Annotated in this window: 22 protein-coding genes; 7 read left to right on the top strand and 15 right to left on the bottom strand. The window is 67.8% G+C overall.

The window, feature by feature from the left end; genetic code table 11:
• Positions 1–269 precede the first annotated feature (269 nt).
• A complete protein-coding gene (locus INTCA_RS20685) occupies positions 270–863 on the bottom strand; it encodes a helix-turn-helix domain-containing protein (protein ID WP_083807925.1) in 594 nt (197 codons plus the stop codon).
• 402 nt (positions 864–1,265) lie between these two features.
• Between INTCA_RS20685 and INTCA_RS15740 the strand changes: the two genes are divergently transcribed.
• The 3 genes from INTCA_RS15740 to INTCA_RS15730 all read left to right on the top strand — a co-directional run bounded on the left by INTCA_RS15740 (position 1,266) and on the right by INTCA_RS15730 (position 4,680).
• Positions 1,266–2,120 (top strand): protein NO VEIN domain-containing protein, encoded by an 855-nt coding sequence (locus tag INTCA_RS15740; RefSeq protein WP_013493913.1) that lies wholly within the window; start codon positions 1,266–1,268, stop codon positions 2,118–2,120.
• Positions 2,121–2,404: 284 nt separating this feature from the next.
• Positions 2,405–3,610, top strand: a complete 1,206-nt coding sequence (locus INTCA_RS15735; RefSeq protein ID WP_013493912.1) for a T3SS (YopN, CesT) and YbjN peptide-binding chaperone 1 — start codon at positions 2,405–2,407, stop codon at positions 3,608–3,610.
• Between the two features lie 248 nt (positions 3,611–3,858).
• Positions 3,859–4,680, top strand: coding sequence for a restriction system modified-DNA reader domain-containing protein (locus INTCA_RS15730; protein WP_013493911.1), 822 nt, complete (start codon positions 3,859–3,861; stop codon positions 4,678–4,680).
• 224 nt (positions 4,681–4,904) lie between these two features.
• Here the strand turns inward: INTCA_RS15730 and INTCA_RS15725 are convergent, their stop codons facing one another.
• The 9 genes from INTCA_RS15725 to INTCA_RS15690 all read right to left on the bottom strand — a co-directional run bounded on the left by INTCA_RS15725 (position 4,905) and on the right by INTCA_RS15690 (position 15,895).
• Complete coding sequence (locus tag INTCA_RS15725; RefSeq protein ID WP_013493910.1) at positions 4,905–6,161, bottom strand: IS110 family RNA-guided transposase; 1,257 nt, start codon at positions 6,159–6,161, stop codon at positions 4,905–4,907.
• Between the two features lie 238 nt (positions 6,162–6,399).
• Positions 6,400–7,611: an IS110 family RNA-guided transposase gene (locus tag INTCA_RS15720; protein WP_013493909.1), complete on the bottom strand. Its 1,212-nt coding sequence runs from the start codon at positions 7,609–7,611 to the stop codon at positions 6,400–6,402.
• 257 nt (positions 7,612–7,868) lie between these two features.
• Complete coding sequence (locus INTCA_RS19665) at positions 7,869–8,345, bottom strand: hypothetical protein (RefSeq protein WP_148236639.1); 477 nt, start codon at positions 8,343–8,345, stop codon at positions 7,869–7,871.
• Between the two features lie 936 nt (positions 8,346–9,281).
• Positions 9,282–10,793, bottom strand: coding sequence for a TraC family protein (locus INTCA_RS15715; protein WP_013493908.1), 1,512 nt, complete (start codon positions 10,791–10,793; stop codon positions 9,282–9,284).
• A gap of 26 nt (positions 10,794–10,819) precedes the next feature.
• Positions 10,820–12,238, bottom strand: coding sequence for an SCO6880 family protein (locus INTCA_RS15710; RefSeq protein ID WP_342341445.1), 1,419 nt, complete (start codon positions 12,236–12,238; stop codon positions 10,820–10,822).
• Between the two features lie 32 nt (positions 12,239–12,270).
• Complete coding sequence (locus INTCA_RS15705; RefSeq protein WP_013493906.1) at positions 12,271–13,593, bottom strand: hypothetical protein; 1,323 nt, start codon at positions 13,591–13,593, stop codon at positions 12,271–12,273.
• Positions 13,590–14,402 carry a hypothetical protein gene (locus INTCA_RS19660; protein WP_013493905.1) on the bottom strand — a complete coding sequence of 271 codons (813 nt, stop codon included), beginning with the start codon at positions 14,400–14,402 and terminating at the stop codon, positions 13,590–13,592. Before INTCA_RS19660 ends, INTCA_RS15705 begins: the two co-directional genes overlap by 4 nt.
• Positions 14,399–14,686: a DUF6112 family protein gene (locus INTCA_RS15695; RefSeq protein ID WP_013493904.1), complete on the bottom strand. Its 288-nt coding sequence runs from the start codon at positions 14,684–14,686 to the stop codon at positions 14,399–14,401. The genes INTCA_RS19660 and INTCA_RS15695 overlap by 4 nt, the downstream gene beginning before the upstream one ends.
• Positions 14,687–14,809: 123 nt before the next feature.
• Complete coding sequence (locus tag INTCA_RS15690; protein WP_013493903.1) at positions 14,810–15,895, bottom strand: C40 family peptidase; 1,086 nt, start codon at positions 15,893–15,895, stop codon at positions 14,810–14,812.
• Positions 15,896–15,989: 94 nt separating this feature from the next.
• Here INTCA_RS15690 and INTCA_RS15685 point away from each other — a divergent pair, with 94 nt between their 5' ends.
• Positions 15,990–16,499 (top strand): hypothetical protein, encoded by a 510-nt coding sequence (locus tag INTCA_RS15685; protein ID WP_013493902.1) that lies wholly within the window; start codon positions 15,990–15,992, stop codon positions 16,497–16,499.
• Here INTCA_RS15685 and INTCA_RS15680 read toward each other — a convergent pair.
• Both INTCA_RS15680 and INTCA_RS19655 read right to left on the bottom strand, forming a co-directional pair.
• Positions 16,464–16,913 (bottom strand): hypothetical protein, encoded by a 450-nt coding sequence (locus INTCA_RS15680; protein ID WP_013493901.1) that lies wholly within the window; start codon positions 16,911–16,913, stop codon positions 16,464–16,466. The genes INTCA_RS15685 and INTCA_RS15680 overlap by 36 nt on opposite strands.
• On the bottom strand, positions 16,910–17,356 hold the full coding sequence (locus INTCA_RS19655) for a hypothetical protein (RefSeq protein WP_013493900.1): 447 nt from the start codon (positions 17,354–17,356) through the stop codon (positions 16,910–16,912). The genes INTCA_RS15680 and INTCA_RS19655 overlap by 4 nt, the downstream gene beginning before the upstream one ends.
• Before the next feature lie 456 nt (positions 17,357–17,812).
• Here INTCA_RS19655 and INTCA_RS15670 point away from each other — a divergent pair, with 456 nt between their 5' ends.
• The gene (locus INTCA_RS15670) at positions 17,813–18,829 is read left to right on the top strand and encodes an NsdA family TPR-like regulatory protein (protein WP_052338038.1); all 1,017 of its coding nucleotides are present in this window, start codon (positions 17,813–17,815) and stop codon (positions 18,827–18,829) included.
• Here the strand turns inward: INTCA_RS15670 and INTCA_RS15665 are convergent.
• Positions 18,767–19,294: an NUDIX hydrolase gene (locus tag INTCA_RS15665; protein WP_174411516.1), complete on the bottom strand. Its 528-nt coding sequence runs from the start codon at positions 19,292–19,294 to the stop codon at positions 18,767–18,769. The genes INTCA_RS15670 and INTCA_RS15665 overlap by 63 nt on opposite strands.
• 145 nt (positions 19,295–19,439) lie before the next feature.
• Entirely contained in the window at positions 19,440–19,760 is a 321-nt protein-coding gene (locus INTCA_RS15660) for a hypothetical protein (protein WP_013493897.1), read from the bottom strand.
• Positions 19,761–20,105: 345 nt separating this feature from the next.
• Here INTCA_RS15660 and INTCA_RS15655 point away from each other — a divergent pair, with 345 nt between their 5' ends.
• Complete coding sequence (locus INTCA_RS15655; protein WP_148236637.1) at positions 20,106–21,158, top strand: hypothetical protein; 1,053 nt, start codon at positions 20,106–20,108, stop codon at positions 21,156–21,158.
• Between the two features lie 403 nt (positions 21,159–21,561).
• Here INTCA_RS15655 and INTCA_RS15645 read toward each other — a convergent pair whose 3' ends face one another.
• Positions 21,562–21,825, bottom strand: coding sequence for a hypothetical protein (locus tag INTCA_RS15645; RefSeq protein WP_041307836.1), 264 nt, complete (start codon positions 21,823–21,825; stop codon positions 21,562–21,564).
• A 252-nt stretch (positions 21,826–22,077) separates the two neighbouring features.
• On the opposite strand from INTCA_RS15645, the gene mobF reads away from it, so the two are divergent.
• Positions 22,078–25,335 carry a MobF family relaxase gene (gene mobF, locus INTCA_RS15640; RefSeq protein WP_041308895.1) on the top strand — a complete coding sequence of 1,086 codons (3,258 nt, stop codon included), beginning with the start codon at positions 22,078–22,080 and terminating at the stop codon, positions 25,333–25,335.
• Positions 25,336–25,342: the final 7 nt, after the last annotated feature.

Genomic DNA, 25,342 nt, shown 5'->3' with positions numbered 1-25,342 from the left:
CGTCGGCCGTAGGCCCGGTGACTCGCAGATCGTCCAAGGGGCAGCGGTGGCCGGTGGTCCGGGGGCTCCACTCGACTGCTGTTCAGTCACCACTCGTCGGTGATCTCTCTGCCCAGTCAATCGCCTGGGGTAGCGGCTGAGCGTTCACTACGTCGCGGACGTCGCGGACGTGCGAACGATGCGGATGGTTTGTGGCCGACTCGCGAGCCCACGGCGGCGTTCCCGTATGCCGCCTATTGGTCTTCTGAGGCTGCGCGACGGACATACGCTCACCGGGCTGGGGGCCTCTTGGGGGCAGGATCCGCCGGACCGGCGCCAGGCTTGGGGGCCGAGTCACTTAGTCCATCGAGGTAGGCGACGGCGCGTTCCAACTGCCTGTCATTGAGGGAGCTGGCCTTCTCGACCAGTTCCTCGAGGAGGCTCTCCCGCCGCGGCTTTCGACCACGCCGCGGCTTCTCCCAGCCCCGGGCAAAGGCCATGGCATTCGTACTCGACATAAGGCCCAGGCTCATTTGGCGGCTCCTCGATTCGCGAAGATTCTGCCCAGACGGGGCCCGTTGAAGCCTGTGCCCGACGAGCGACAGGATCTCGTCCTGTAGCGAAGGGGAGAGTCCTTGGAGCCTCCCTAGGGAGTCGACAAGGTCACGCTGCTTCTTCAGTTCCTCGGCGTCACTTTCCACCACGCTGGCGAAAGACTCCAGGAACTCATCCGAGGCACGTCGTCTGCCCGTCTCCACCAACGCAACGTAACTAGCACTGACACTCATCGCCTGGGCGAGATCTTGCTGGGAACGCTCGCCCCGCTGGCGGCGAAGTTCTCGCCCGAACCGTCGACGCAGGTGGTGCTCTTCACTTACGTCCATGCGGCCATGATAGCGGCTGGAAACTTACGGGCAGGATGTTGTGCACACGCACGGAACGGCGTATATTTATTACAAGCAAAGAGTGACGGTTCAGCGTAAGGGGCGGAGAGGGCAAATGGGACGTAAGGCGGCAGCCCGGCGGCGAACGGCACTAGTCACATGCCAGAGAACGCGCAAGGTCCGCTTCAGAGACCACCGGCAGGCCATTGAAGCCCTGCACCGAGCCGCGAATGCGCGGAAATGGTCCCTCTTGCGGGGGGCCACGACACGGCGGCGGGAGCAGCGAGCGTACCCGTGCGGCCACTGCAAAGGCTGGCACCTCACGTCGCAGCCGCTCCGCCTGGACCTTCAGACGGAGGACGACATGAGTTTGAACGAGAACAGCAACTGGGAGGTTGAGAAATGCGTCGCATCCTGATGACCTGGAACCCCGGGCCCGCGAACGACGAACAGTGGAACCCCGAGGCATGGGATGACGAGATGGTTGAACCCACCTTGGCCGGCGAGGGTGTCATGACGTCGTGGAGCGTTGCCCGCAGACGTAACGGGATAGAAGCTGGCGACTTGGCATACATGTTGCGTCAGGGAGCTCACGGGCGCGGGCTGGTCGCGATGGGAGAAATCCTCAGCACGCCGGAGACTGGCGAGCATTGGAGCGGCGATGGCCGTGAAACCAACTACGTCGAGATCGACTGGTGGGTTGCCCTTCCCCTCTCGAAGATGATCACTATTTCTCAACTCGAACTGCTCGTGCCGGATTTCCACTGGAATCAGGTCTTCAGCTCGGGGCGGGAAATCAAGAGCCCGGATGCGCAGAAGCTCGATGAGCTCTTCGGGGTTCTTGACCCCGCCGGAGACCAAGACGAGCTCGAGGTCCGCGGCGCCTTCTTCGGGGATCCGGTTCACAACCGCGAGATCGAGATCGCTGCGATGGACGTTGTGACCGAACGGTACGAACTTGAGGACTACTTCGTCACCGACGTGAGCGACGAGAAGCTCGGCTATGACCTCGTGGCCAGCAAGGGTGCGAAGGAACAACACATAGAGGTCAAGGGGACGAGCGGCACGGGCGTGGCCTTCCTCCTGACAAGGCATGAATACGACACGGCGCGAACTGATCCCGACTGGATCTTGGTAGTGGTCACGGCGGCCCTCGGAGACGCGCCGGGGTACTACGAGCTGGACCCGGAAACCGTTGTGGATCACGCTGAACCGATGGTGTACCAGGTGCGCGTCCCGGAAGAACGGTTTGTCTGAGACCGCGGTGTACTCCCAATGCCTATCGCAACGAATTCGGGCATTCGAGAACCAGATGGGTTTCCGGGTGGTGGCTCTAGCCATCTGGGCTGTCGTCCCGTCGGCGGCCTGACCACTCCATCGAGCAAGGGAAGCTACGTCGTTGTCTGGTACCGCTCCGTGCAGCAGTCCAGTCCGAGGGGCTCGCGGACCCCGATCTGAGCGGGTGTGCCTGAGGGGTCGGCAGATTGAGGACACAGGAGTGGTCATACCTAGGTCCAAGTGTGGGCTAGGAGGAGAGGGCGATGACGGTGGATCTGGAGACCAGTATCGACAGTGCTTGGCGAAGCTTCCGGCAGGTATTGGCGGAGGCGCTGGATGGGCTGAGCGAGGGGGAGAGTCTGCGCGTTGCGCTGAACCCTGGGGAGGCGGTCGACGACGCCGTACCCGGGGCTGAGGTGTGTCGGGAGGCGGCCTCGTTTGTCGTCGCAGTGCCGAGTAACCGGGCTCTCCCGCCCAGTTTCCGAGTGTCCAGGGTTGGCCTGCGCCACCTCCGGCGACTTGGCCTGACGCGGGGCTCCCGGGGCGGGCTGACGTACGGCGCGAGCTACCCGATCAGTCACGTGGACCAAGCCGCGAGTGTCGCAGTGTCCGCGCTGCGTGTGGCGTTCAGGCTCGTGCACCCGGCGTTCCTCACGAGTGAGGACTTCACGTGGGAGACGGGTTCCCGCCCGCCGTTGGTCACGACAGCCGCGCACGAGACGGAGCTGGCCGTCAAGCCGGTGAACCGGGACGATCTGGACCGGCTCGTCGATGAGGCGCTCACGCCGATGATCCGGCATGTGCCGGTCCGCGACTCCGACGGAGATATCCCGTTCCGAGCGGGGTCTTGCGTGGTGTTCGTGCGCACCAACGACGAGAGCCCGGTGATCCTGGTGTTCGCCGAGATGGTCGTGGCCATCCGCGACCTGGACGCCGCTGTCCGAGAGCTCGACGTGCTCAACCGACAGATCTCGGGGGTGAAGTTCTCACTGCACGACGACCGGATCGTTGCCAGTGTCGAGCTGCCGGCGCTGCCCTTCGTGGGTGAGCACCTGCGCGTTCTGGTGGCCAGCATGTGCGAGGTCATCTCGAGCAACGACGGGTTAGCGGCGCGGCGGGTCAGCGGGCGCACGTTCCTAGGAGGGGAGGAACCGGACGCGGATGAAGGGGACGAGTCTGAGCCGCGGGAGGAGATCCACCCAGTGATGTTGCGCCTGCTGCAGCTTGATGCGGAGCGTCCGGGATCGGTGCGCCCGAAGGACGCGGCGAAGCTGTGCGCGTACGACTCGGACCTCCTCGTCGAGCTCATCCGCTGGAACGAGGAGCAGGAGATCGCGTGGCGGGAGGCTCGAGACGAGGCTATGGCCGCCCACGACTACGACGAGGCGGATGCCTGCGAGGGGGAGCGGGCCCACGCGCAGCGGACCGTCAGGATCCTCCGGAAGGCTCTGCGATTCGTTCTCCTCTAACACCGAGCTCGACCGGCCGGCGCGACAACGAATATGACGGCGGATGTCAACCCCATAGCCGGCTCGTGGCCCATTGCGAGACACGGCATACCCGTACCTCCGCGGCGTTCTGCGCCTTGGACCTCGGTTTTCGTCATCGGCGAGCACTCGTTAGAGGGCCACGCGCGGCGAGTCATTTCGTCCCGTCAAGGCGCCCAGACAACCGCGAGGCAGTGGCGATATCTCGGACTACTCGGCAGGATTGGACCATGCATACGATCGTCGCCGTCAACGTGCAAGTCCCGGCGTCCGGCGCCGCGCCCATCATTGCCGACTTTACCGAGCACGCGATCCGAGTTGCGTATATCGCACGGCGAGACGTCAGCCGGCTCCCAGAGTCCGAGTGGACGGTCCCAGGCGTGTATGTGCTGATCGACGACACTCTGCACCGACTCTACGTCGGCAGGTCCACCGACCTCCGCACCCGGATTCTGCAACACAAGGTGAGGAACGCTCAAGTGCCCGAGTGGGTGCGCGCGGTGATCGTCAAACGCGACACGACCAATGGATTCACATCCGCGGATGTGGGCTACGTGGAGGGACGGCTCTCCGCGGAACTCGATGTGATTCCGGGTGTCACCGTCATCAAGGGCAAGGCCGACGGCGATGCGACGCTCCCTCCTCACGTGCAGATGTCGCTAGACGCGCTGCTGTCGTCAGTTCTCGCCGCAGTGCGTCTCGCTGGTATCGACACGTACCGGGCAGATGAAGACGAGCCGACACCGTGGGCGGCCACGCGAACGCAGATCCCTGGCACAGTCGCCGATCTGCTGGCCGAGGGCCTGTTACACGCAGGCACAGAACTGCGGTGCATCCGGGGAGGGCGACAGGGCCAGGGCGCCATCGGATCGGACGGACAGATCATCGTCGACGGCGTCGGGTACAGCACCCCTTCGCTCGCCGCGGGAGTATCACTCGGCGCTACCAACTCGACGGGATACGGCGGGTGGGAGATGTGGCATGTCGGCTCCTTGACTGGCCCGACTCTCGCCGACCTCCGAGCCCAATTACCGAAGCGCGCTAATCGCTGAAGTGCCGAAGCACTCGAGACGCCGCCAGGACCGCGTCAGCCTCTGACACCAGTTGCCAAAATCCTCAGAGAGACGCCGACGGAAACCATTGAAACGATGGGTTCCGTCGCTCATCCACTCGGCGACTGCGTCACAGCGGCACCCCTAGTCCGAAAATGAACGTGACCACGCGTGGGTGAGTCCCCGCTGGCGCGGAGTGGGTCGGGCGGCCGAGGTGGTCGTGGTCAGGCGACGGGTTCGAGCGTGACCCGGTAGCCGAGGTTTTGGAGTTCGCGGACGTGGTTGCGCAGCTTGCGGTTGAGGTTGACGCGGGAGTCGTAGTAGTCGGGGCCGAGGTCGTGGAACTCGGCGTCCTGCTGGCCGAGGAGGTGCCAGATGATGACCAGGATGGAGCGGCCGACTGCGACCATGGCTCGCTGCTTGCCACGTCGTCGGGCGATGCGTCGGTAGCGTTCGCCGAGGAAGGTGTCGGTGCGGCCGGCCGATACGGCGGCCTCGCCCAGGGCTCGGGCCAGGTAGTGGTTGCCGTGCCCGGCGGCACCGTTGCCCTTCTTGCGGCCGGCGGACTCCTTGATCCCGGGCGCGAACTTGGCCCAGGAGGACAGGTGCGCGGGGGTTGGGAACCGGGTCATGTCCAGTCCGATCTCGGCGATGATCGCCTGCGCTGCGGTGACGCCGATCCCGGGGATCTCATCGAGGCGGGCGACCGCTGAGGCGAAAGGGGCGATCTGGGCGCTGGTGCGCTCCTCCACCTCGGCGATGTCGGCGCCGAGCTGGTCGATGCGGGCGAGCATCTTGGTCAGCAGGAACGCGTGGTGCTCGGTGAACCGGCCGATGAACGCTTCGCGCAGCTGGGTGGTCTTCGTCCGCATCCGGCCGCGGGCCATCTCGGCCAGGATCTCGGGGTCGCGTTCGCCGGCGATCAGCGCTGTCATCATCGCCCGGCCGGAGACCCCGAAGATGTCCGACGCGACGACCGAGACCTTGATCTGGGCGTCTTCCAACAGCTTCTCGACGCGCTGCTTCTCCGCGGTCCGTGCCCCGATCAGGTCGACCCGGTACCGGGTCAGGTCCCGCAGCATCCGGATCGGCTCCGGTGGCACGAAGCTGGGCCGCAGCATCTGCCGTTCGGCGACCTTGCACAGCCACACCGCGTCGAGCCGATCCGTCTTGGGACGACCCGGCAGGTGCTTGACGTCCTTGGCGTTGACCAGCCATGTTTCGAAGGAGCCCTCCAGCAGGTAGAACGGCGGCTTCCAGTAGTCGCCGGTGGCCTCCATCACCACCCGGGTGACTCCCAGCCCGGCCAGCCAGTCCGACATCACCAGCAACGAGCGGGTCATCGTGGAGAAGGTGCGCACCTCCTGCAGCCGGCGACGGCCCGGGCCGGGCAGCCGCACGCAACACACCAACTCGGCCTTGCCAATGTCCAACGCCGCGACCCGTTGGATGATCTCTTGATCGTCATGCTCAACGTCCACCACAGCCACCACCTTCGATGCGAACCACACAGGCGGCCGCCCGTAGGAGCTGCAGGCGGAACGGCGAAGCTAGTCCTCGTGCTCGAAGCAACATGGAAGGGCCCACAACACAGCTCCCGGCACCCGACTCTGTCACGGCCTCAACAGGACCAAGGGGTAACGACGTCGACGGGCGACCGGACCCCCATTTTCAGCCCGGGACGGGCCGCCCCGACAGGGGCGAAGGAAGACTCTGTCGTCAAGAGGCGGGTTCGAGGTCCCTACTGGCGTTGGTCTTCCTCGCTGGGGTCGGCGCGGGTAGCGTCTTCGGTGTGGGTCCGGGAAGTGGCTGATCCGAAGTGCCGGTGTGCGGGTGCGAGCCGGCCGCGCTGGATTTGTGTGACGCCCCGCGGTGCCCTCCCGGGCCCGTCTCAGCTGCCGCTGGGGCGGCGGCTTGGGCGTCGGCGAGCAGCTGCCGGTAGAGGGCGTCAGAGATCCTGCGCTTGAGGCAGCGCATCGCTTCGGCCTTGGTCTTGCCGGCGGCGATCTTGCGTAGGTAGTACGCGCGGCCGGGGGTGTTCAGCCGGATCTGGGTGGTCGCGGCGATGTGGATCATGTGGTTCATCCGCCGGTTCCCGGCTCGGGAGAGCCGGTGCCGGACGATCTCGCCGGAGGAGGCGGCGATGGGTGCGGTGCCGGTCCAGGACGCGAACCGGTTCCGGTCGGCGAACCGGGCGACGTCGCCGACGTCGGCCAGGGTCCGTGCGGCGACGATGGGCCCGACGCCGGCCAGGTCCATCAGGCGCGAGCCGGAGGCCTTGACCATCGCCTTGAGCTCCTTGCTCAGGGCCTTGATCTTCGTGTCGATCCCGACGAGCTCGGTCAGCTGCTCGGCCGCGAGCCGCTTGCGGGTCTTGCCCGCCAGGTCCCTGGGACGCACCGAGGCAAGGATCCGCTTGGCCTGCAAGGCAGTCAGGTCCTTCTTGCGCTTGCCCGGGATCAGCTCGGACAGCAGCCGCTGCAACCGGTTGAGCGTCTGCACCCGGACCCGGGACAGCTCCTCGCGGCGGGCCACCAGCATCCGCAGCGCCTCCAACTCGACGTCGTAGGTCAGGACTCGTAGCCCTCTGGTGCGGACCGCGACGACGGCGACCGCGTGCGCGTCGTGGGCTTCGGTCTTGCGGTTGTGCCCTGTGTCGAACAACCGAGCCCGGGCCGACAGCTTTGCCGGGACGTCCACGACGTCCTCCCCGTCGGCCAGCAGCCGCTGCGCCAACGGCCGACCCGCGCCGTTGCTGCCCTCGACCGCCCAGACCCGCTCCCGGTACGCGGCGACGTGCTTGCGCATCGCCGCGTAGCCGGCCCTATCTGTCGCGAACCGGCCCGTGGCCAGCACGGTCTCGTGGTCGTCGACGACCTCGATCGTCGCCGACAGCTTGTGGGGATCGACCCCGATGAACACCTTCGCCATGCCGCTACCTCGCCTCGTGATGGACCTGTAGGGATTGCGAGGCGGGCAGTGCTACTGAGAGCTGGGCAGACCCCTCTGGAGCCACGCCTCACGGGCGGTGCCCGGCGGGAACGCAAACCGCTGTAGAGCCACACCGTTCACGCTGGTGGGCAGCCGCGTGGAGAGCTTCCCGCCGGACGCCTGGACCGAGTCTGGCCGGACGCCGGTCCTACCGGAAGTGTCTAGTAGGCACCAATGCTCCCTGGGCACAGGGACCATCACCGACGATGCCCCCGGCCGCGCGCTGGCAAGAGTTCCTGTCTGGCCTTGAACAGCGCAGCCTCCAGCGCTCTGAGTATGGATTCGTGGCTCTTTGAGAGGTCTTGCTCGTTAGGGGCGCTCTTCAAGTCGCCTATGCTGCTGCGAACATCGTCGAATTGCGCGTGAAGGTTCGGACTTGTGCTTAGTAGCGCGACGACGCCGATCGCGGCACGCGCCTTCGCGTTGCTTGCCCAAGCTTCTTGGCGATAGGTGTCGCGCTCTGTGTCAGATCGCTGTTCAAGGCGCGCCTTGACGCGGTTGTATGTTGCCCGCTCGTACTCGTACAAGGCGGCTGCGAGAGCTGCGTAACCAGTTACGCGCGCCTCGAATACTCTGGATTCTCGCTGGCTGCTTCGCTGCAAATAGGCTGTGACGCCAGCGGCGGCGAGCGTTGTGAGGAGTCCTAGCGCAGCGACAACTGCCGTCGAATCCATGAATCGAATCTAGAGCTTCGTCCCGCGTGTGGGCGGGCATTCGTGCTGAAGCATTGGCCGGAAACAGATCGGCATGGGGCGAATTCCGGGCCTCATCACGAGGTCGGGGTTGGAGGTGCGGGTTCCCGGCGGGTCTCGGGACGTCGTCCGGGGGTCAGCGCCTCGGCCGCCGCTTCGACCGCTTGCGCCGAGCCGGCTCACCGGCCTCGGTCTTACTCGAGTTATCCGGGAGCAGCAATGCAAGCGAGGTCAGTATCGGGGGCACGTACGCAAGGTCAGAGGGTGAGCCCTTCAGCAAGACAACAGCGAAGGAGCCAACAATGGTGGCTGCGATGAGCGAGATTCGCGTCATTGGTGGACCACTTGGCGACTAAGGCCCGGCCCCTCAGTCGCTGCACGGTGGCGACCCTTTCGGCCGAATCGTGAGTGGCTAGGACCGCGAGCTCTCTTGTCCGGGACTCGCAGGCTCAATGGCCGGACGCTTGCAGCCACCTTGTCCTGCCGGAACGGTACCCGAACGCATGTTCGACCGTCAAGGAAGATGGCCGCGCTCGCGCCCCGGACGTGCCTCCTTCCGTCGCCTGCGGACGCAGCGGCTCAGTCGGAAGCGGACCTTGCGCGAGCCTCGCAGCGTGTCGTCAACGGCCGATACCCTGACCTCATGAGCGGACGAGCCGAGCCACCCCGCCCTCCGTGGCGGGTGTTGGTCACGGATCGGAGCCATCATGGCTCACTCACCACATCGGCAGCACAAGAGCTGCCAGCTCTGTAAGCCGCACAAGAACCGTCGTAACGGGCGCGCCGCGCGCGAACCCTGGTCGGTTCTGCGCAAAGTCGGCAAGAAGCGCCGTCTCTCAAGGGGCGACCTTGGCGACGCCTGAGGAGCCCTCGGCGACGATTCGCGAGGTGCCCCATTCCGGCGCCAGTCGACCAGCCTCAAAGAGCCGCGGATCCAGGGGACCTCGTCCGCATTCTTGCGTTGGTGTCGAAGAGCTCGAGCTCGGCGTCGGTCGCCAGGTGGCGGATGATGAAGGCTCTTTGGCCGACGTGCCACAGTCCTTCGCCCTGGCGCAGGTCGGGCAGTTGAGCGGCCTCGGTGCTGGTCAAGCCGAGGCTCTTTGTGGCGTGCGGTGTCTCGCCTGGCTCTTGTTGGTAGACGATCTTGGTCGCGCAGTCCGCGAGGAGGCCGTGCGCGATGGCGCGGGCGCCGGAGGAGGCGTCCCCGACGGCGTCGAGGTCGGAGAGACGGTGGATGACGAGCAGGTTGGCTATGCCGTACCCGCGGGAGAGCTTCCACTGGGCCTGCATCCGGGCCAGCAGTGCCGGCTGCCGGATGAGGCGCCAGGCCTCGTCGTAGATGATCCAGCGTTGCCCTGCGTCGGGGTCGGTGAGCGCGGCTTCCATCCAGGCGCTGGCACAGGTCATGACCATGGCGGTGAGCTGGTCGGAGCCATGGATGCGAGACAGGTCGAGGGTGACCATGGGCAGGTCGGGGTCGAAGCCGACGGTGGAGGGGCCGTCGAACAACCCGGCGAGGTCACCTGCGACGAGGCGACGGAGGGCGTGGGCGAGCTCGCGGCCGTCTCGGGTCAACTCAGCGACCGACCCACCGCCAGGTTCGTGGCCACTGCTCGGAGCGGGAGACAGGAGGTGTTCGACGACGCGCGGCAACGTGGGCACGTCGTCGGTCGACACCACCGTGCCGAGTGCGGTGTCGAGTGAGGTGTGTTCGACGGCGGACAGGGGCCGGCCGAGCGCCGACTCCGCGAGGGATCCGAGCAGCGTGCGCCGCCGCATCGCGACGGTAGCGAGCCATTCCTCGTCGGCGACGCCGGCCGGTCGCGGCCCAGGGTCGAGGGGGTTGAGGCGGTTGCGGGTACCCGCGCCGAGGGCGATGGTTGCGCCGCCGACCTGCTTGGCGACGGCGGTCCATTCGCCCTTGGGGTCTCCTGGCACGTAGACACGTCTGCCGAGCGCGATGGAGCGGGTGGCGATGGACTTCGCGAGGCAGGACTTGCCCTTTCCGACGGCGCCGGCGAGCAGGCAGTTCGGGTTCGTCAGAACACCGTTCTGGTAGAGCACCCACGGGTCGAAGCAGAATCCCCCGCCGGACCAGGCGTCCTGGCCGATGAAGACGCCGGCCTCGCCGAGGCCCGCCTCGGCCAGGAAGGGGTAGGCGCCCGCGAGGACGTCGGAGGTGGCGCGGTGCGCGGGCAGGCTGAGGGTCCGCAGCTGGCGAAGTGCCTCGGGTCGGTTCTCTCCCAGAGCCGGCAGCATCGAGGGCCGCGGATCCCGGGATGGCTTTTGCGACTCCGTCGATTCCTGCGACTCTCGCTGCGCTGCCAGCGCCTTGGTCGCTCGTCGCAGGGCGCGTTGTTCACGGCGTCGTGCTCGGCCCCTCTGCGGGCTGGTGTAGATCACGCTTGTGTGCACGCGTGGGTTGGCCATCTGAAGTGTCCTTTCCGAAAAGGGTGTCAGTGGAGCGGCCGGGCGAGCGGCAGCGCCGCTGCGGTGAAGGCTCGGGCTTGCTGGCCCTGCAGGCGCCGGGTCTCGCAGCCGCACTGGATCGCGGCGCGCTCTACTTGGGCGACGGCGTCGTCAAGCTCCTCGAGCGTGGCTGCAGTGAGGGTGATGAGACCGGTGAACTTCAGGTCGGCGTGGCCTGCGAGCAAGGCCCGTTCCCGGTCGAGGACGTCGTCGAGCTCGGCGGAGTCGGCGAGGTCGGCTATGGCGCCGATCCGGGCCCGCTGCGCGGCATCGGTGACGTGCTCGACCTTGGCCCGGCGGATGTCCCGGATCGCTTGACGGGGGGACATCGGGGTCGCGGTGATGGACAGTGATCTGGTCACGTTGGGTTGGAAGACGATGGTGTGCAGGAAGTCGGCGCCGACCTCGGTCCGAGGCCACTCGCTGATCCACAGGACGGAGGAGTATCCCGTGTCGTGCCGCACCCAGTCCCAGTGCTCATCCACGGCCACCGGGCCGGCGGTGTCGAGGCTGCGCGCCGGCGTGCTCGGTGCTCCCGTGTCGTAGGTGGACCGGACGAGGTTCGCCAGCTGGTCCTCGCCTAGCCAGCTCACGAGGCGCAGGTCGGCGGCGCGCAGGCTGGACTCGAGAGTGGCCATCTCTTGCCGGATCCGGTCGAGCTCCTTGGTCCGCCTCGCCGCGCGGAGGAACCCGAGGGCCCCAGAGGGTCCGTTGACCGCGATGGCGATGAGGCTGCGGTGGGTGGCGGCGGTGGGGGCGTACGTTTCGAGGAGGCGCTCGTACTGCGTCGCCGTCCACGCCACCCCCTCCGAAGCAGGTTCGGTACGCGCCTGACGCCACCAGCCCACGACGCCCGCGCCCGAATCCGGGCAGACCGTCTCGAGGACCTGGGCTCGCACGCACAGCCCGGACGCGGCGAGCCCGGCCAGGACGCGGCTCCATCCGGTCACTCGGCGGCGTTGCTCCTCGGGGGAGAGCAGGATGTATGCCGCGTGGTCGACGTGGGCGACGACGGTCAGGGATCCTTCGTGCGGGTCGTGCACGATCGCCGCGCCCGTGAGGTCGTCGACGAGGAAGCGCAGCGCGGCGCTGTCGCCCGGCAACGCCATCGTGCCGGCGGGTCGGGGGCGATCGACGTGGACTCGGTACCGGTCCTGCCGCAGCAGCCCGCGCACCGCGAAGTGAGCTGCGGTCGGCAGCAGTTCGACCGCGACCCGACCGCCTTTGCGGACGAACGCGAGCGCGAGCAGTCCACCCCAACCGGGCGCCGCGGTGGCGAACCCGATCGGTCCGGCCGTGAAGACGGAGACCGTGGCCAGGACGGCGGCCAAGGCGATGCAGGCGACTCGGCTCGCTGACAAGCCCAGTAGGAGTCCCCGCTGAGGAAGTCTGGCGAAGCGGACCATCGTGGGCCTAGCGCCGGCCGTGGTGGAGTCGGTCATCGGTCGTCCCTCCGGATCTTCGAGAAGTCGGGCTGCTGCCGGGGTGCTGGTGATGGGGGAGGTTGCGGCGCCGGGGGAGTCGTGCGAGCAGGTTCAGGTGGCTGGAGCCCGCCGAGGCGTGCCTCACCGCCGAGGACGGTCCCGGGCTCGCGCGACGACGAGTCCGTCCGAATCCCGCCGGCCGCCGGTGAGGCGGGGCCGGGGATGGCGGCCAGCGCGCCAGCGCCTGAGCCATTGCCCTTGCCCGGGGGGCGCAATGTCGGCCCGGTGCTCGAGCCGCCCAAGCCACCCGAGCCGGTTGATCCGCCAGCGCCGCCCGATCCACCCGTACGCGAAGGCGTCACGACGCCAGAGGCGCGACCGCCCATGCCGGACGCGAGCCCTGCTCGCATGTAGGCGACCTTCTGAGGTGCTGCCATGGCCAGCCGGGCACCGGTGGTCGCTTGGCCTGCTTGGAGGTGGGCGGTATACAGCGAGTCGCCGACGAAGACGCACATGCGGATCGCGAGCCACGGAGACAAACCACCGAGAAGGAGGATGAGCGCGCCGACGGCGATCTGCGTGCCGACCTGGCTGGGCTGGCTACCGGCGAGGCCGGCACCCTGCATGACCGCGACTCCGGTGGCGAGGATCAGGACGAGGAGCAGCTTCGCGGCGATCATTGCGGCGACGAACTCGACCCACTTGCGCACCCAGGAGCGGGTGATGTCCGCGGTCGCTCCCGCGAAGGCGAGCGGCGCGAGCACGGCGCAGATGATCAGGAGCATTTTCCGGACCATCATCGCGACCCAGACGATGACGGAGGACGCCAAGATGGCCAGGGCAAGGATGAGCATGATCGCCGGGTTGTTCATCGTGGCCAGACTTCCGATGGCCAGCTGCGTGCCGATGCCGTCCATCCCCGTGCCAATGGTCTGCTTCACGACGGCATCGGCCAGCAGGTCGACGGCGGACAGCAGGACCCGAGTGGCCGCCAACGCGAAGCCGGAGCCGAGGGCCATGATGAACAACCCCTTGACCGCTCTGGACAGGCCTGCCGGATCTCGCCGTAGGGTCGCCGTGATCAGCTGCAGGACGAAGAGGCCCAAGCAGATGACGAGCGCGATCGCGGCCGTGACACCGAGCTCCTTGCGCAGGGCAGGCGAGGCAAGATCGACGGTCGTTGCCGTGTCGATCTGGGACCAGAGCCAGTTGGTGGCGGTCGTCGCGGCCTGCGCGAAGGTGGTGGCGATGTTGCCGAAGGCGCTTTCGGCGGCGCTCTGGGCGGCTGATGACACCTGGCACGCGGGGTTGAGCAGGTCGAGGCCGGTGCAGCTCATGACCGTCCCTCCGGCAGGCTGGTGTAGAGGACGACGTTGACGAAGCGCCAAGAGGGCTGTGTCGGTGGCCCAACGAAGTCGGCGGTCAGGGACACGGAGGATCGCGATGCGCTGGTCGCGCCACCGGCCGTCGTGTGCATGGTGATGGTGGCGGTGATCTCCCGCGCCGTCACGCCCGGGTCGGTGACCCGGCCGGCCTCCACGGCGTTGGACCACGCGAGCGGCTCGGAGACCCGGATGTCGGTCACGGTCGTGTAGCCACCGAGGGCGGCCAGTCGAGCCCACTCGGCGGCGGACGGGATCGGCGAGCTGGTCGGGCCGTCGCCTTGCGCCACCACGGAGTAGACGGGGAGCCGGTCGCGCAGCTCGGGCGGGACGAGGCCGACGATCAGTGGCTCGGCGGTGGTGCCGGCCTCGGTCGCGACCCAGGCGAGGTGTTCTTGGCGAGGTCGACCGTAGTCCTGCGTCAGGAGCACGCGGACGAACTCGGCGGCATACAGGTCGGGGTGGGTCTTGGCCTCGGCCGGGACCCGGTCACTCAGGCTCGGATCCGGTTGGATGACGGGCATCGCCCGAAGCTGTGCGAGCTGCTCCTGGACCACTGGTCCGAGCTCACCAGAATCGAGGTCGCGCCCGGCCGGGGCAGGCAGGTCGCCCTGGGGCGCTTGGATGCCGTGAGCCTGGCGCGTCTCCTCATGGGTGTCGCGTCCGGCACCCCACAGGCCGACGCCGACGACCCACCCGACGACGAGGACGGCGATGGCGACGACCGCGCAGCGGCCGGGCCGCGCGAACGAAGGGCGGTTCATCGGATCGCCGCCCCGGCGTTCGCGAAGAACGTGATCAGCGTGTTCGCGGCGCCAATCAGCATGGCCGCGACGCCGGCGACGATGACGCCGGTCTTGCCTCGTCCGGCGATGTGCGGGTTGGACGAGCTGGAGCCGATGGCCCAGGCGACGGCGGAGACGGCGATCCCGGCGACTGCGGCCACCAGGCCGAAGGTGAGCAGGGCGCCGACCACCTTCTCGATCGCCGCGAGACCGGGCAGGCCGTTTGTGTTCGGTGTGACGTCAACGGTGGGCAGGAGACGCATGTCGAGTGACCCTTCGTGTTGATCGCGGGCCGGTCCCGCGCTCGGTCATGTCCACCGCGGGACGGGGGCACCATGGGAGTTCACGGTGCGCGTGGAGTCGAAAGGGCAGTGCGGCAGGGCCATTCATCGGATGTGGCGGTAGCCGGAGACGCCGTCGGAGATGAACGACGACAGCGTCGTCACCTTGACCACTTCACCGGTCCGGGGCGCGTGGACGACCTTGCCGTTGCCGACGTACATCCCGACGTGGAACGGACGCGCGAGGGTCCCGAAGGCCCCAGGGATGAGCACCAGGTCACCGGGCACGAGCCGGTCGGGGGTCGTCGGGGTGCCGTCGCGGAACTGGGTGCTGGAGACCCGACTGATCGACACCCCGGCACGCGCCCACGCCGTCTGCATGAGCCCGGAGCAGTCGTACCCGTCAGGTCCCTCACCGCCCCAGACGTACGGTTTGCCGCGTTGGGCCAGCGCGAAGCTCGCCGCCACTGCCCCGGCCTGTGATGCGCCCAAGCGTTGCAGGCCGGCGACGTCCGCGACGACGGGTCCGCTCATCGGTGCCGGGCCGGTCAGGCCGGCCGCGCCGCAGTCGAGCGGACCACCGGTCTCGATTGCGGTGAGCAGCCGCGCTGCGCGCGGAGCTTGGGCCAGATAGTTGCCGCCGTAGACGGCCGACCCGTGGTTTACCCGTGAGGGGACGCCCGTGAAGGCGGACCGCTGCACCCTCTGCGCCGCCCGCCAGGGCTCCATGCTCGACCAGCCTTCGACAGCGATCAGGGCGTCGAGGAAGAGATTGGTCGAGGTGACCGGGTCCATCCGCTGTGCCGCAGTGCCCCACGGGGGCCGCTGCTGGAACAGTCCGATGGAGTCGTGGTCGTAGCCAACGCCCTGGGCGGGGATGCCCGAGCTGGAGGGGTCGTTGGGGTTGGACAGCACGAGCAGGTTGGACTCCGCCAACGCCGTCATGAGAGCGACGTATGCCGCGGAGCTCCCGCCGCGGGCGAGCGCGGTCGCGTGGATGGTTCGAGCGTTGGCGGCTTGCGCTGCTGAAAGACCGGGTAGGCCGCCGGTGGTGACGCAAAGGGGCCCGCGGTCGCCGATTGCAGCCCCAGGTGCGGGCGTGGGCATCGCCGCCGCGCTGAGGGCGATGAGCCCGGAGACGGCGACAGCGGCCGTGACAGCGGCGAGTGCGGCAAGTCGTGTCATCTGCATGGCCGGGCAACGTGGTCTCGGGGTCACCATCGCGTCCCCGGGTTGCGGTGTCCCTCATGTGAGCCACCATGGATGTGGAAGGGAGGCGATCGGTGTGGCGATGTTCCGCAAGGACCCTGCGAGCGGGATCGCTGCCGTGAGCGAGCTCCGGCGTGCCGTCGTGGAGGACGCGCGACGTCTGGTCCTCGAGATCTCCGGTCACGCTCCCACGCAGCGCATCGACCCCATGTCCCTCGGACTGGTCCTCGTGCTGGGCGAGGTCGCGTCCCGGGCGGTTCCGCTTTCGGTCCGCAGCCTTGAGGGGGGACAGTGGAGCGGAGAGGAGCTGTGTCTGGCGGTCGTGACGGACCAGCGCCTCCTCCTGCGTCGGGCCCACGGCGAGCTCGTGTCGTTCTGGTGGGCGACCGTGGTCGGGCTAGAGGTCGATTTGGCCCAGCAGCGGATGGTTCTCGACTTCGCTGATGGTCGCCCCTGTGGCCTCTTCGGTTCGCACGTCGCGGTTCCGGCGGTCATGGCCATCGCTTGCATCTACGGCGCGGAGGGCCTGATCCGTCACCCCAGCCTCGAGTCACTCCGCGATCCTGTGATCACGCCGGGCGCGTGATGCGGCCAGCTCGCGCCGCTCGACCCCGGTAGGGCCGAGGGTGCGAAAGGCCCGGACCTGACGACGCACGTATCCGCGCTCCCACGCGGTGAGGTCACGGTCCTCGGCGAAGATCCGAAGCAGGCCGGGCCAGCCGGAGGGGGAGCCACCCATGAGCCGGTGGATGATCCGCAGCTGCCCGCGCGAGTACCCCAGCTGCATCAGCATCTCTCGCGTGCAGGCCCGCGAGTTGCCACCGGCTCCCTTCGGGGACAACGACATCAGCGGATCCGAGGCTCCGCGCCGACGGGCCTCCTCGCACCTGGACACCAAGACCTCGAAGGCGGCCTCGAGGTCGAGCTCGGACAAGTCGGCGGATGACAGGCCGACGTTGCAGATCGTCCACTTCTCGAAGGTCAGGGACGCCGCGATCATGCGGCACCCTCCTCGTCCAGGGCCAACCACCGCACCGGGTCACCGGGCGGCACGTTCGTCATGCCATGGAGCATGTCCAGCTGCGCCGCCCGAGCCGAGCCGTTGGCACTGCGCGTCGCGACGGCACGAAGGACGGCGAACAGATGCTCCGGATCCAGGCCCCGGGCGCGCACCTCGTTGGCGGTCAGCCACTCGATCGCCGCGATCAGCTCGTCATGCGCGTACTCGCCGGTGATCTCCACCTCGGTGTTCGAGCCGAACGGTACGGCTCGCGTGGCTGATCGTGTGCACACTAAGTCGTCGATGGCGTGCCACAGGGCGTCCCTCTGCGGCGTCCAGGCAGTCAGGAGCGCGCAGTCGTGCAGAGCTCGCCACAGGCGCTGGACACTGGCGTCTGGTCGCCGGGGGGCGGGATCTGGTGTTTCCGAAATCGTTGTGGTCATGGTGGCTTCCCTCCTGTCACTCCATGGCACTGCCGGTCGGTCACCTGCCCTAAGGGCGCGCTCCACATCTGTGCGGTCAAGAGACGGGGGGTAAAGGGCTGTGGACAACTCAAGTGCGAGGTTGTCCACAGCCCGAGGCGCCTCCGGTTGCACGGACGGACTCGTCGGCCGACCATGACAAGACGTGGTCGATTGGCGGGCAAGATCGGGGAAGTCGCGCATGAGATCTCCAAACGGATCGTTGAAGTGCTTGTGGCTCAACGCTTCCCGGCGCACGCCGGACGCAACAGGTGACGGCAGGTGACTGACGGTGACTCGCCAGTGAGTGCCGACCCGACGCCGCTGCGGTCGCACCGCAAGCGGCGGGGGTGGAGCCAGGCCGCGGCCATGCGACGCTTTCAGGCAGCCGTTGAGCGAAACGGGGACTCGTGTCCCGAAGGCGCGTCACTCAAGCGGATGGTCAGCTACTGGGAGTCTGGTGAGCGCGCCGTCACCGTGCCGGCCTACCAGCGTGCCTTCATGGAGATCTACGAGGCGCCGCCAGAGGCCCTCGGGTTCGCGCCTCCGGACGACACAGGGCGGGTGGCGGAGCTGCGCGAGAAGCGGCTCGAGCTGGTCGACGTCGACGAGTCCCTCATTGACATCTTCGAAGCCCAGACGCAGCACCTGCGCATGCTCGACCGCCGGCTCGGCTCCGCAGCCCAGGCCGCACAAGCCCAGGCGCACGTCACCCAGGTCGAATCCGTCCTGCGCCACTGCGTCGGCCCGGCAAGGCCGCAGCTGGCGAGCACGCTGGCCGAGGCCGCGGCCTTGGCAGGCTGGCAGGCCCTCGATCGCGGCGAGGTCTGCTCGGCATGGGAGTACCACGAGACCGCCAAAGCGGCCGCGATGGAGAGCGGGGACGACACCGTCCTCGCTCATGTCATGGCCCAGCAGGGACTCGTCCTCGTCGATGCCCAGGAACCAAGACTGGCGATCGCAGCCATCGACGCAGCACGCACCCGCTCATCCCGCACGCCGGCCCTCATGCGCACTTGGCTCGCCGCAGCCTCCGCCGAGGCTTTGGCCGCGAACGGTCACGACGCGTCGGCCCGGCGGCTCCTCGACGATGCAGAGACGCTGCTCGACGGCGCCGGCGACTGTGCTGAGTTGCCCTTCCTCATGCTCAGCCCGGAACATCTCGCCCGTTGGCAGGCTCATTGCCTCGCCAAGCTGGGAGATCTCCATGCCGTCGACGCCATCGCGACCGCCCTGACGGCAGAGGGAGACTCAGTGCGCGCGGCCACGTCGATGCGTGCCGACTTGGCTACGGCTCATCTCAACGCTGGCGACCTGACCGCGGCGACGACGGAGGCTCGGTCTGCGCTGCGCATGGCTGACCGCTACGGCTCCCGGCGTCAACGCAAACGGCTACTTGCGATCCTCGCGCGCTGTGAAGGCAAGGAAGTGGAGCAGCCCGACAAGAGTCCCTGAGTTGAGCACCTTGCCCGACTCGATGAGCCCGGGCACATCGGCCAGGGGTACCCACTCGAACGTGCCCTCGTCGGCCTCACTCGGCTCACCGACGAGCTCGGCACCCTCGGCGATGAAGACGTGGTGCCGCGACCGGAGCATCCCCACCATCGGCTCAAACTCCACCGCTGGACGGATGGAGCGCGCCCTGTAGCCGGTCTCTTCGACGATCTCGCGGGCGACGGTCTCCGCCGGCGACTCACCGGAGTCGACCAAGCCTCCGGGAAGCTCGTAGTTCCACACGTCCGGGACGAACCGGTGCCGCCAGGACAGGAGGACGTTGTCGCCGGCATCGTCCACCACAACCGCCATCGCGGCCTCGGGCATGGTCACGGTGTGGTGCTCGAACCGCTGCCCCGACGGCAGGACCACGTCCGCCTTGCCAAGGGTCACCCACTGGCTCTCATAGATCTGTCGCTCACCCATGACTCTCCAAGCTCCTTCGCCTGCCGGGTCGGCCATGGACCCACTCCTTTCCGTCGGGTGGAGGCTGCGTCCGCGACGCAGCCTCCACCCTATTGGCGCTTGGAGTTCGGGCCAGTGCGGTTGCGGGCCGCTGAGGTCGAAGGACTCACTCCACGCGGCGTGTGCTGGCACCTACCTGACGCAGGCGGGTGCGAAGGGCCCCGACGGGCTCGTCGAGCAGAAGAGCCGCCCGATCCGCACCTGACACCTTGACCAGCCCGGCCTGGGCTTGGGCGAGCGAGTGCTCGGCCTTCTCGAGGGCACGCTGAGCACGCTCTCGGACCTTCTCCGCCGCGCCCACGAGGCGCAGTGCGTTGGCCTCGGCCTTCTGCGCGTCGCGCAGCCGCTCTCGGGCTGCATCGTTGACAGGACGTCGTTTCTGCTGGGTCTCGGTCACCGGCTGCTCCTCGTCGATCGGTTCAATCACTGATGCGATGCGTGGACCACGAACCGCGTGGGCGACTATCGACCTCGCGCCCTTAGCAGGGTTGCCGTGAGCATCGCTAGCCGACGAGCTGGACCCATGACCGACAGGAGGAGTTACTAGTTCCCCGGAAAGGACCCTCTGCCCCCGGGCCAAAGACCTGTGCATTCCTGGCTCGGGGGGCGATGTGCCAACCGCCGCGCGGAAACGGCAGTAGGTTGCCCGCGACCTGATTGACGCGCCTCGATACTGTGCCCGCAAACCGAGCTGGGCATGCACGGTTCCGCTTGATGGTCATTAGCGGCGCGTCGCCGTGGAAAGGCTCATGGGGCCGAGCACTCTTTGTGTATGTCACCGACGGCGATGCGGACGCGGCAAACAGAACCTTCGGCAGCGTCGACCCCACGGCCTCCAAGTGATCCTGCGGTCGAGGCGTCGCCGGAAGGGCTGTCGGCACTGGCCGCGAAGGTATTGGACCAGCTGAGTCTGAGCGCGTGGTTGCCTGCTGGCCTCTTCGCCGCGACGCTGGCCGTCCTTCTCCAGTTCCGATCGCAAGGATCGGCCGACCTGGAAGACGCCCTCGGTGCTATCGGAAGCGCATGGCTCCCAGTCTTGCTGCTTGCTGTCCCGGTCCTTGTTCTGGGGACACTCCTGACGCAGGCGTTCTCGTTCGGGGCCATCCGAGCCTTGGAGGGCTACTGGATGCGGCGATGGCCAAGTAGGTGGCTCCGGTCGCTGCTTATCCGATGGCATGTCCACCGCTGGGAGACTCTCAAGAAGCGAAAGGGGCGGTACGCACGCGTTGCCTTCGACAACTCCGAGCACAAGATCGCTGCCCTGCCGGCAGAGGTCGTGATGGCACTCAGGGCAAGAGCCCACGAACTCGGCAAAGTAGTGCCGAGTGAGCCGGCAAACCAGGCCCTGCTTGACAAGCTGAACTGGCGAACAGCTTGCGACCCATGGGATCTCGCCCGCTTTGATGACGCTCGACAGGCCGTTAAGGAGTACCCGGCCCGTGCTCGCATCCTGCCGACCAAGCTGGGGAACGTATTGCGAGCCACCGAGGACGAAATTGTGAATGAGACGGGCGAGGATCTGTTGACCTTCGCGCTTCGCCGTAGGTCATGGCTCGAGCCACGCGCCCGACTGCAACACGATCAGTTCCGCACCAGGCTGGACATGTACTGCACGCTAGTGTTCATCGCATTGGGCATTGCGGCACTTGCCATCGTGCTCGCCTGGGGAAAGCCCCCCCTGATCGCGCCATTCATCATGATCGCAGGCGCATACGTGGCGTTGGCCGTAGTGGCGTACCAAGCAGCCTTGGGCAGTGCCCGAGGCTACTGCACCATCCTGCGGCTCATGAAAGATGCAACTCCGCAAGAAGCACAAGCCTCGTGAGGCGCGAGCCATCACACAGTCCCTAACGGCCCTTGGGGTCGTCGACCGCAGTCATGGGATGCCAAGTCGCGTTGGGGCAGTCGGGGACGGTGTCATTCCCGTAGATCTCCACGTCCGGGCAGACCATGCAACTGAACAAGGCCGTGTCGGATTCCTGCACGCCGGGAACACGATCATCGGTCACCCCTTTAGCGTGGCCCTGCGCCATAGCGACGTCAATCGGTTCGGGGAAATTGGCTCTTCCCCGGAAGGGAACCATTAGGCATCCCCGAGTGGTTATGTGACCAGCCCCGCTCCGGTCCAACACACCCTCCTCCCCGGATTGGCCGGCGGGCACTGCTGGCGTGGCGCCCCAAGTTCTGTCTGAAGCCAGCTCAACGAGGCGAATCTTGACGGTTCGGTCTTACCCGGCGGGGCGGATGAGGCTGGCCGGCAGCCACTGCTGCACCACCGTGCGGTCGGCGACGACCGTCCACACGACGTAGGCCCACCACTCATCGCCGCGGCGTTCCCACGAGATGACGAGGCCCGGGTGTGGTCCGGGGGCGTCCGCAGGGCCGGTGACCCAGCAGTGTCGACGCGGCTGGCGGTTTACGGCCTGGCTACCCACGACAGTCATGCGGTCGCGCAGCGGGATCCCGAGTCCCTTGCCCATGCCGCCCGCCATTCCCCCAGTATCGAACATTTGTTCCCATCCGAGGGCCCCCTTCGGTAGGCACCAAACCAAGCCCAGCGGCATACGACCTCCCTCCGGCATCCATCGGCTCCTGCGACGCCGCCTAGGGCGCACCAGAGGCTCTCCTCCGAGTCCACCGGGACCACAGGCCAACCCTCGCCCTACACGTCTGGCACCAGAGGTGGTCGCCCCGGCCGGCAGGGCCGGTTGGTGCCCCCGCGGGGGCGTGTCCCGGGCGTGACGATGTCGATCAGGCGGATGACGCTGGGTGCCGGCTTCCGGTACCTCATGTCCTCGGTCGCGCGCGCCGATCGGGCGACGCGGACGTCGGATCCCCTGACCGCTTACTACACGGCGGAGGGCACCCCGCCGGGCCGCTTCCTCGGCGCGGGACTCGCCGGCCTCGACGGTGGTCGCGGCGTCGAGGCCGGTTCCGGGGTGACAGATGAGCACCTGTGGCGGATGCTCGGGATGCTCCAGGACCCGGTCAGCGGCGCGGCCCTGGGCCGGCCCGTGGGAGCCAGCCGAGCGGCATACGTCGATGCTCTCGGACGGGCGCGGAAGGCTCCCAAGACGGTCTCCGGTTTCGACTTGACGTTCTCGGCTCCGAAGTCCGTCTCAGTGGCCTGGGCGCTCGCCGACCCGGCGATGCGCGACCGGTTCTACGCGGCCCACCAGAAGGCGCTGGAGTTCGTCATCGGGTACGCCGAGCGAGAGGTCTTCGCCACCCGGACGGGCCGCGGCGGTGTGGTGTCGCAGGACGTCCGCGGCGTGGTCGCGGCGGCATTCGACCACTGGGACTCCCGCGCTGGCGACCCACAGCTGCACACCCACGTCGTCGTGCTGAACCGGGTCCAGGCCGCCTCTGATGGCGGGTGGCGCACCCTCGACTCGAAGGCGTTGTTCCGGTCGGCGGTCGGGCTGTCCGAGCTGTACAACGGGGTCCTCGCGGACCTGCTCACCGCCGATCTCGGCGTGGGGTGGGAGCCGCAGTCGCGGCGCCGGTCGGCGGAGCCGAAGTGGGAGATCACCGGTGTGCCGAAGGCCCTGGCGGAGGAGTTCTCGCAACGCTCAAGCCAGATCGATGAGGCGAAGGAGCAGCTCGTAAGGGACTTCATCGCCGCACACGGCCGTCAGCCCACGAACACCGAGGTGCTCAAGCTGCGACAGCAGGCCACCCTCGCCACTCGACCCGACAAGCACCTACGGCCGCTGTCGGAGATGGTCAGCGGTTGGCGAAAGCGTGCCGAGCCGCACGTCGGCGCTGGCGTGGACACGCAGCAGGCCTGGGTCGCGAGCCTTGCCGACCGCAACGACCTTCCCCGGTTGCGGGCGGCGGATCTGGCGGAGGAGATTCTCGCCGACGCCGCCCGTGTCGCCCTTGAGAATGTGGCGGCCAAGCGGGCCACCTTCACTCGTGCCAACGTCCTGGCGGAGGTCCTGCGGCAGGTCGCCGGGGTTCGCTTCACGACTCCCGATGAGCGCGTCGCGACCGCAGAGCACGTGACCGACATCGCTCTCACCCGGGCCGTCCGGCTCACCCCAGACGACACGGGACCCGTGCTGCTCCCGGATGGACTGCTCCGCCCGGACGGCACTTCCCGGTTCCGTCCTCGAGACTCGATCAAGTACTCCAGCTGCGAGGTCATCGACGCCGAACAGCGCCTCCTCGACGCCGGTCGCTCAGTCGGCGCACCCGCCGTGGATGAGCAGTCCGCGGCAGTAGTGGCGGCGCAGCCGCTGCCGGGACGTGACCACTCGCTGTCGGTCGAGCAGGCCGATGCCGTATGCCGTGTCGCTGGCTCCGGGCGGAGCCTGGACGTGCTCGTCGGGCCAGCTGGGACGGGCAAGTCCACGACGATGGCCGGCGTCCGCGCGGTCTGGGAAGCGAAGTTCGGGCCGGGGAGTGTGGTCGGGCTCGCGCCGTCCGCCGCGGCCGCGGAGGTCCTCGCCGACGCCGTTGGGATGCCGACGGAGAACACCGCCAAGTGGCTCACCGAGCATGCACGGCTGCCTGAACGACAAGCCCGTCTCGAGCGACTGCGTGCCCGGCTGGACCGTGCCAGCCCGTCCCTGCGCACGCGGGCCTTGGAGCGCGAAGCACGTCGGACCGCCCACGAGATTGACCGGTGGCGGCTTCGTCCCGGGCAGCTGGTCATCATCGACGAAGCGAGCATGGTCGGCACCCTCGAACTCGACCAGATCACCACATCGGCCAGTGCAGCCGCTGCAAAGGTGCTGCTCGTCGGGGACTGGGCCCAACTATCACCGGTGCAGGCCGGGGGAGCGTTCAAGCTACTTGCAACCGACCGAGACGACGTGCCGCAGCTGCACGACGTGCGCCGCTTCCGACATGAATGGGAACGCGACGCCTCCCTCAAGCTGCGCACCGGACGCCCCACCGCAGCGGACGACTACGAAAAGCACGGCCGCGTCATCGGTGGCGACCGAGACACCGTCCTCGACGCGCTCTTCACCGCGTGGCAGACCGACATCACCGCAGGACGCACCTCACTCATGATCGCCGCCGACGCACAGACCGTCACTGACCTCAACAAGCGCGCCCGTGCCGAACGCGTCAACTCCGACCGTGTCTCCGAGGAGGGCGTCACCGTCCGGGACGGCACCACCATCGGCGCCGGCGACCACGTCGTCACGCGGCTTAACCAGCGCGACATCGTCACCGGCGACGGTCCGAATGGCGCCCTCGGCCGGGTGGGGGAGTGGGTCAAGAACGGCGACCAGTGGATCGTCACCAGGACCTTCCCGGATGGATCCCTTCGGGTCCGCAGGCCGGTGGGCGGGCGCGCGGTGACGCTTCCCGCAGAGTACGTGAGTGAGCATGTCGAGCTGGGCTACGCGACCACCGCTCACCGCGCCCAGGGCAGGACCGTGGACACCGCCCACGCTTACGTGACGGCCACCACCACCCGTGAGCCCCTGTACGTCATGGCGACGCGAGGCCGTGAGTCAAACGTTCTCTATGTCGACACGATGTACGACCCGGACCAGGCGACCGCGCACTGCGACATCGATCCCCTGGACCCTGTCGACGTGCTCAAGGCCGTGCTCGCCCGGCCAGGATCGGACACGTCCGCCACCGCGACACGTATCTCCGAGGTCACCGCGGCGACCAGCCCGAGCCGGCTCGACGCCGAAGGCGCCGCCGTCCTCGAGGCTGGCCGCGAGGGCCGGTACCTCGACATTCTCAGGACCGCAGGTGTCACAGAGGCCGAGATCGACCGCGCGAAGAAGACCGACACGCTGCGTCCCTTGATCGCTCGCATGCACCACGCCGAACGCTTCGGGATCGATCTCGAGGATGTGGCTGTACGCGACCGCTGGACACGCAATGCGAGCGCGACCAGTGCCGATCTCCTTAGTCATTGGGACGGTGCACTCGTAGGCGAAATGGACCGCCGTCGGGCCCTTGGGGATTCCGAGTGGCAGGTCGAGCCCAGTGAGTCGATGCGGCCTTCTGGCCCCTCCATGGGGTGCTAACGCGTCT

It is taken from the genome of Intrasporangium calvum DSM 43043 (genome assembly GCF_000184685.1).
In the GTDB taxonomy this organism is placed as follows: domain Bacteria; phylum Actinomycetota; class Actinomycetes; order Actinomycetales; family Dermatophilaceae; genus Intrasporangium; species Intrasporangium calvum.
The sequence above is the reverse complement of the archived record's forward strand: the minus strand, read 5'-3'. Positions and strand labels throughout refer to the sequence as shown.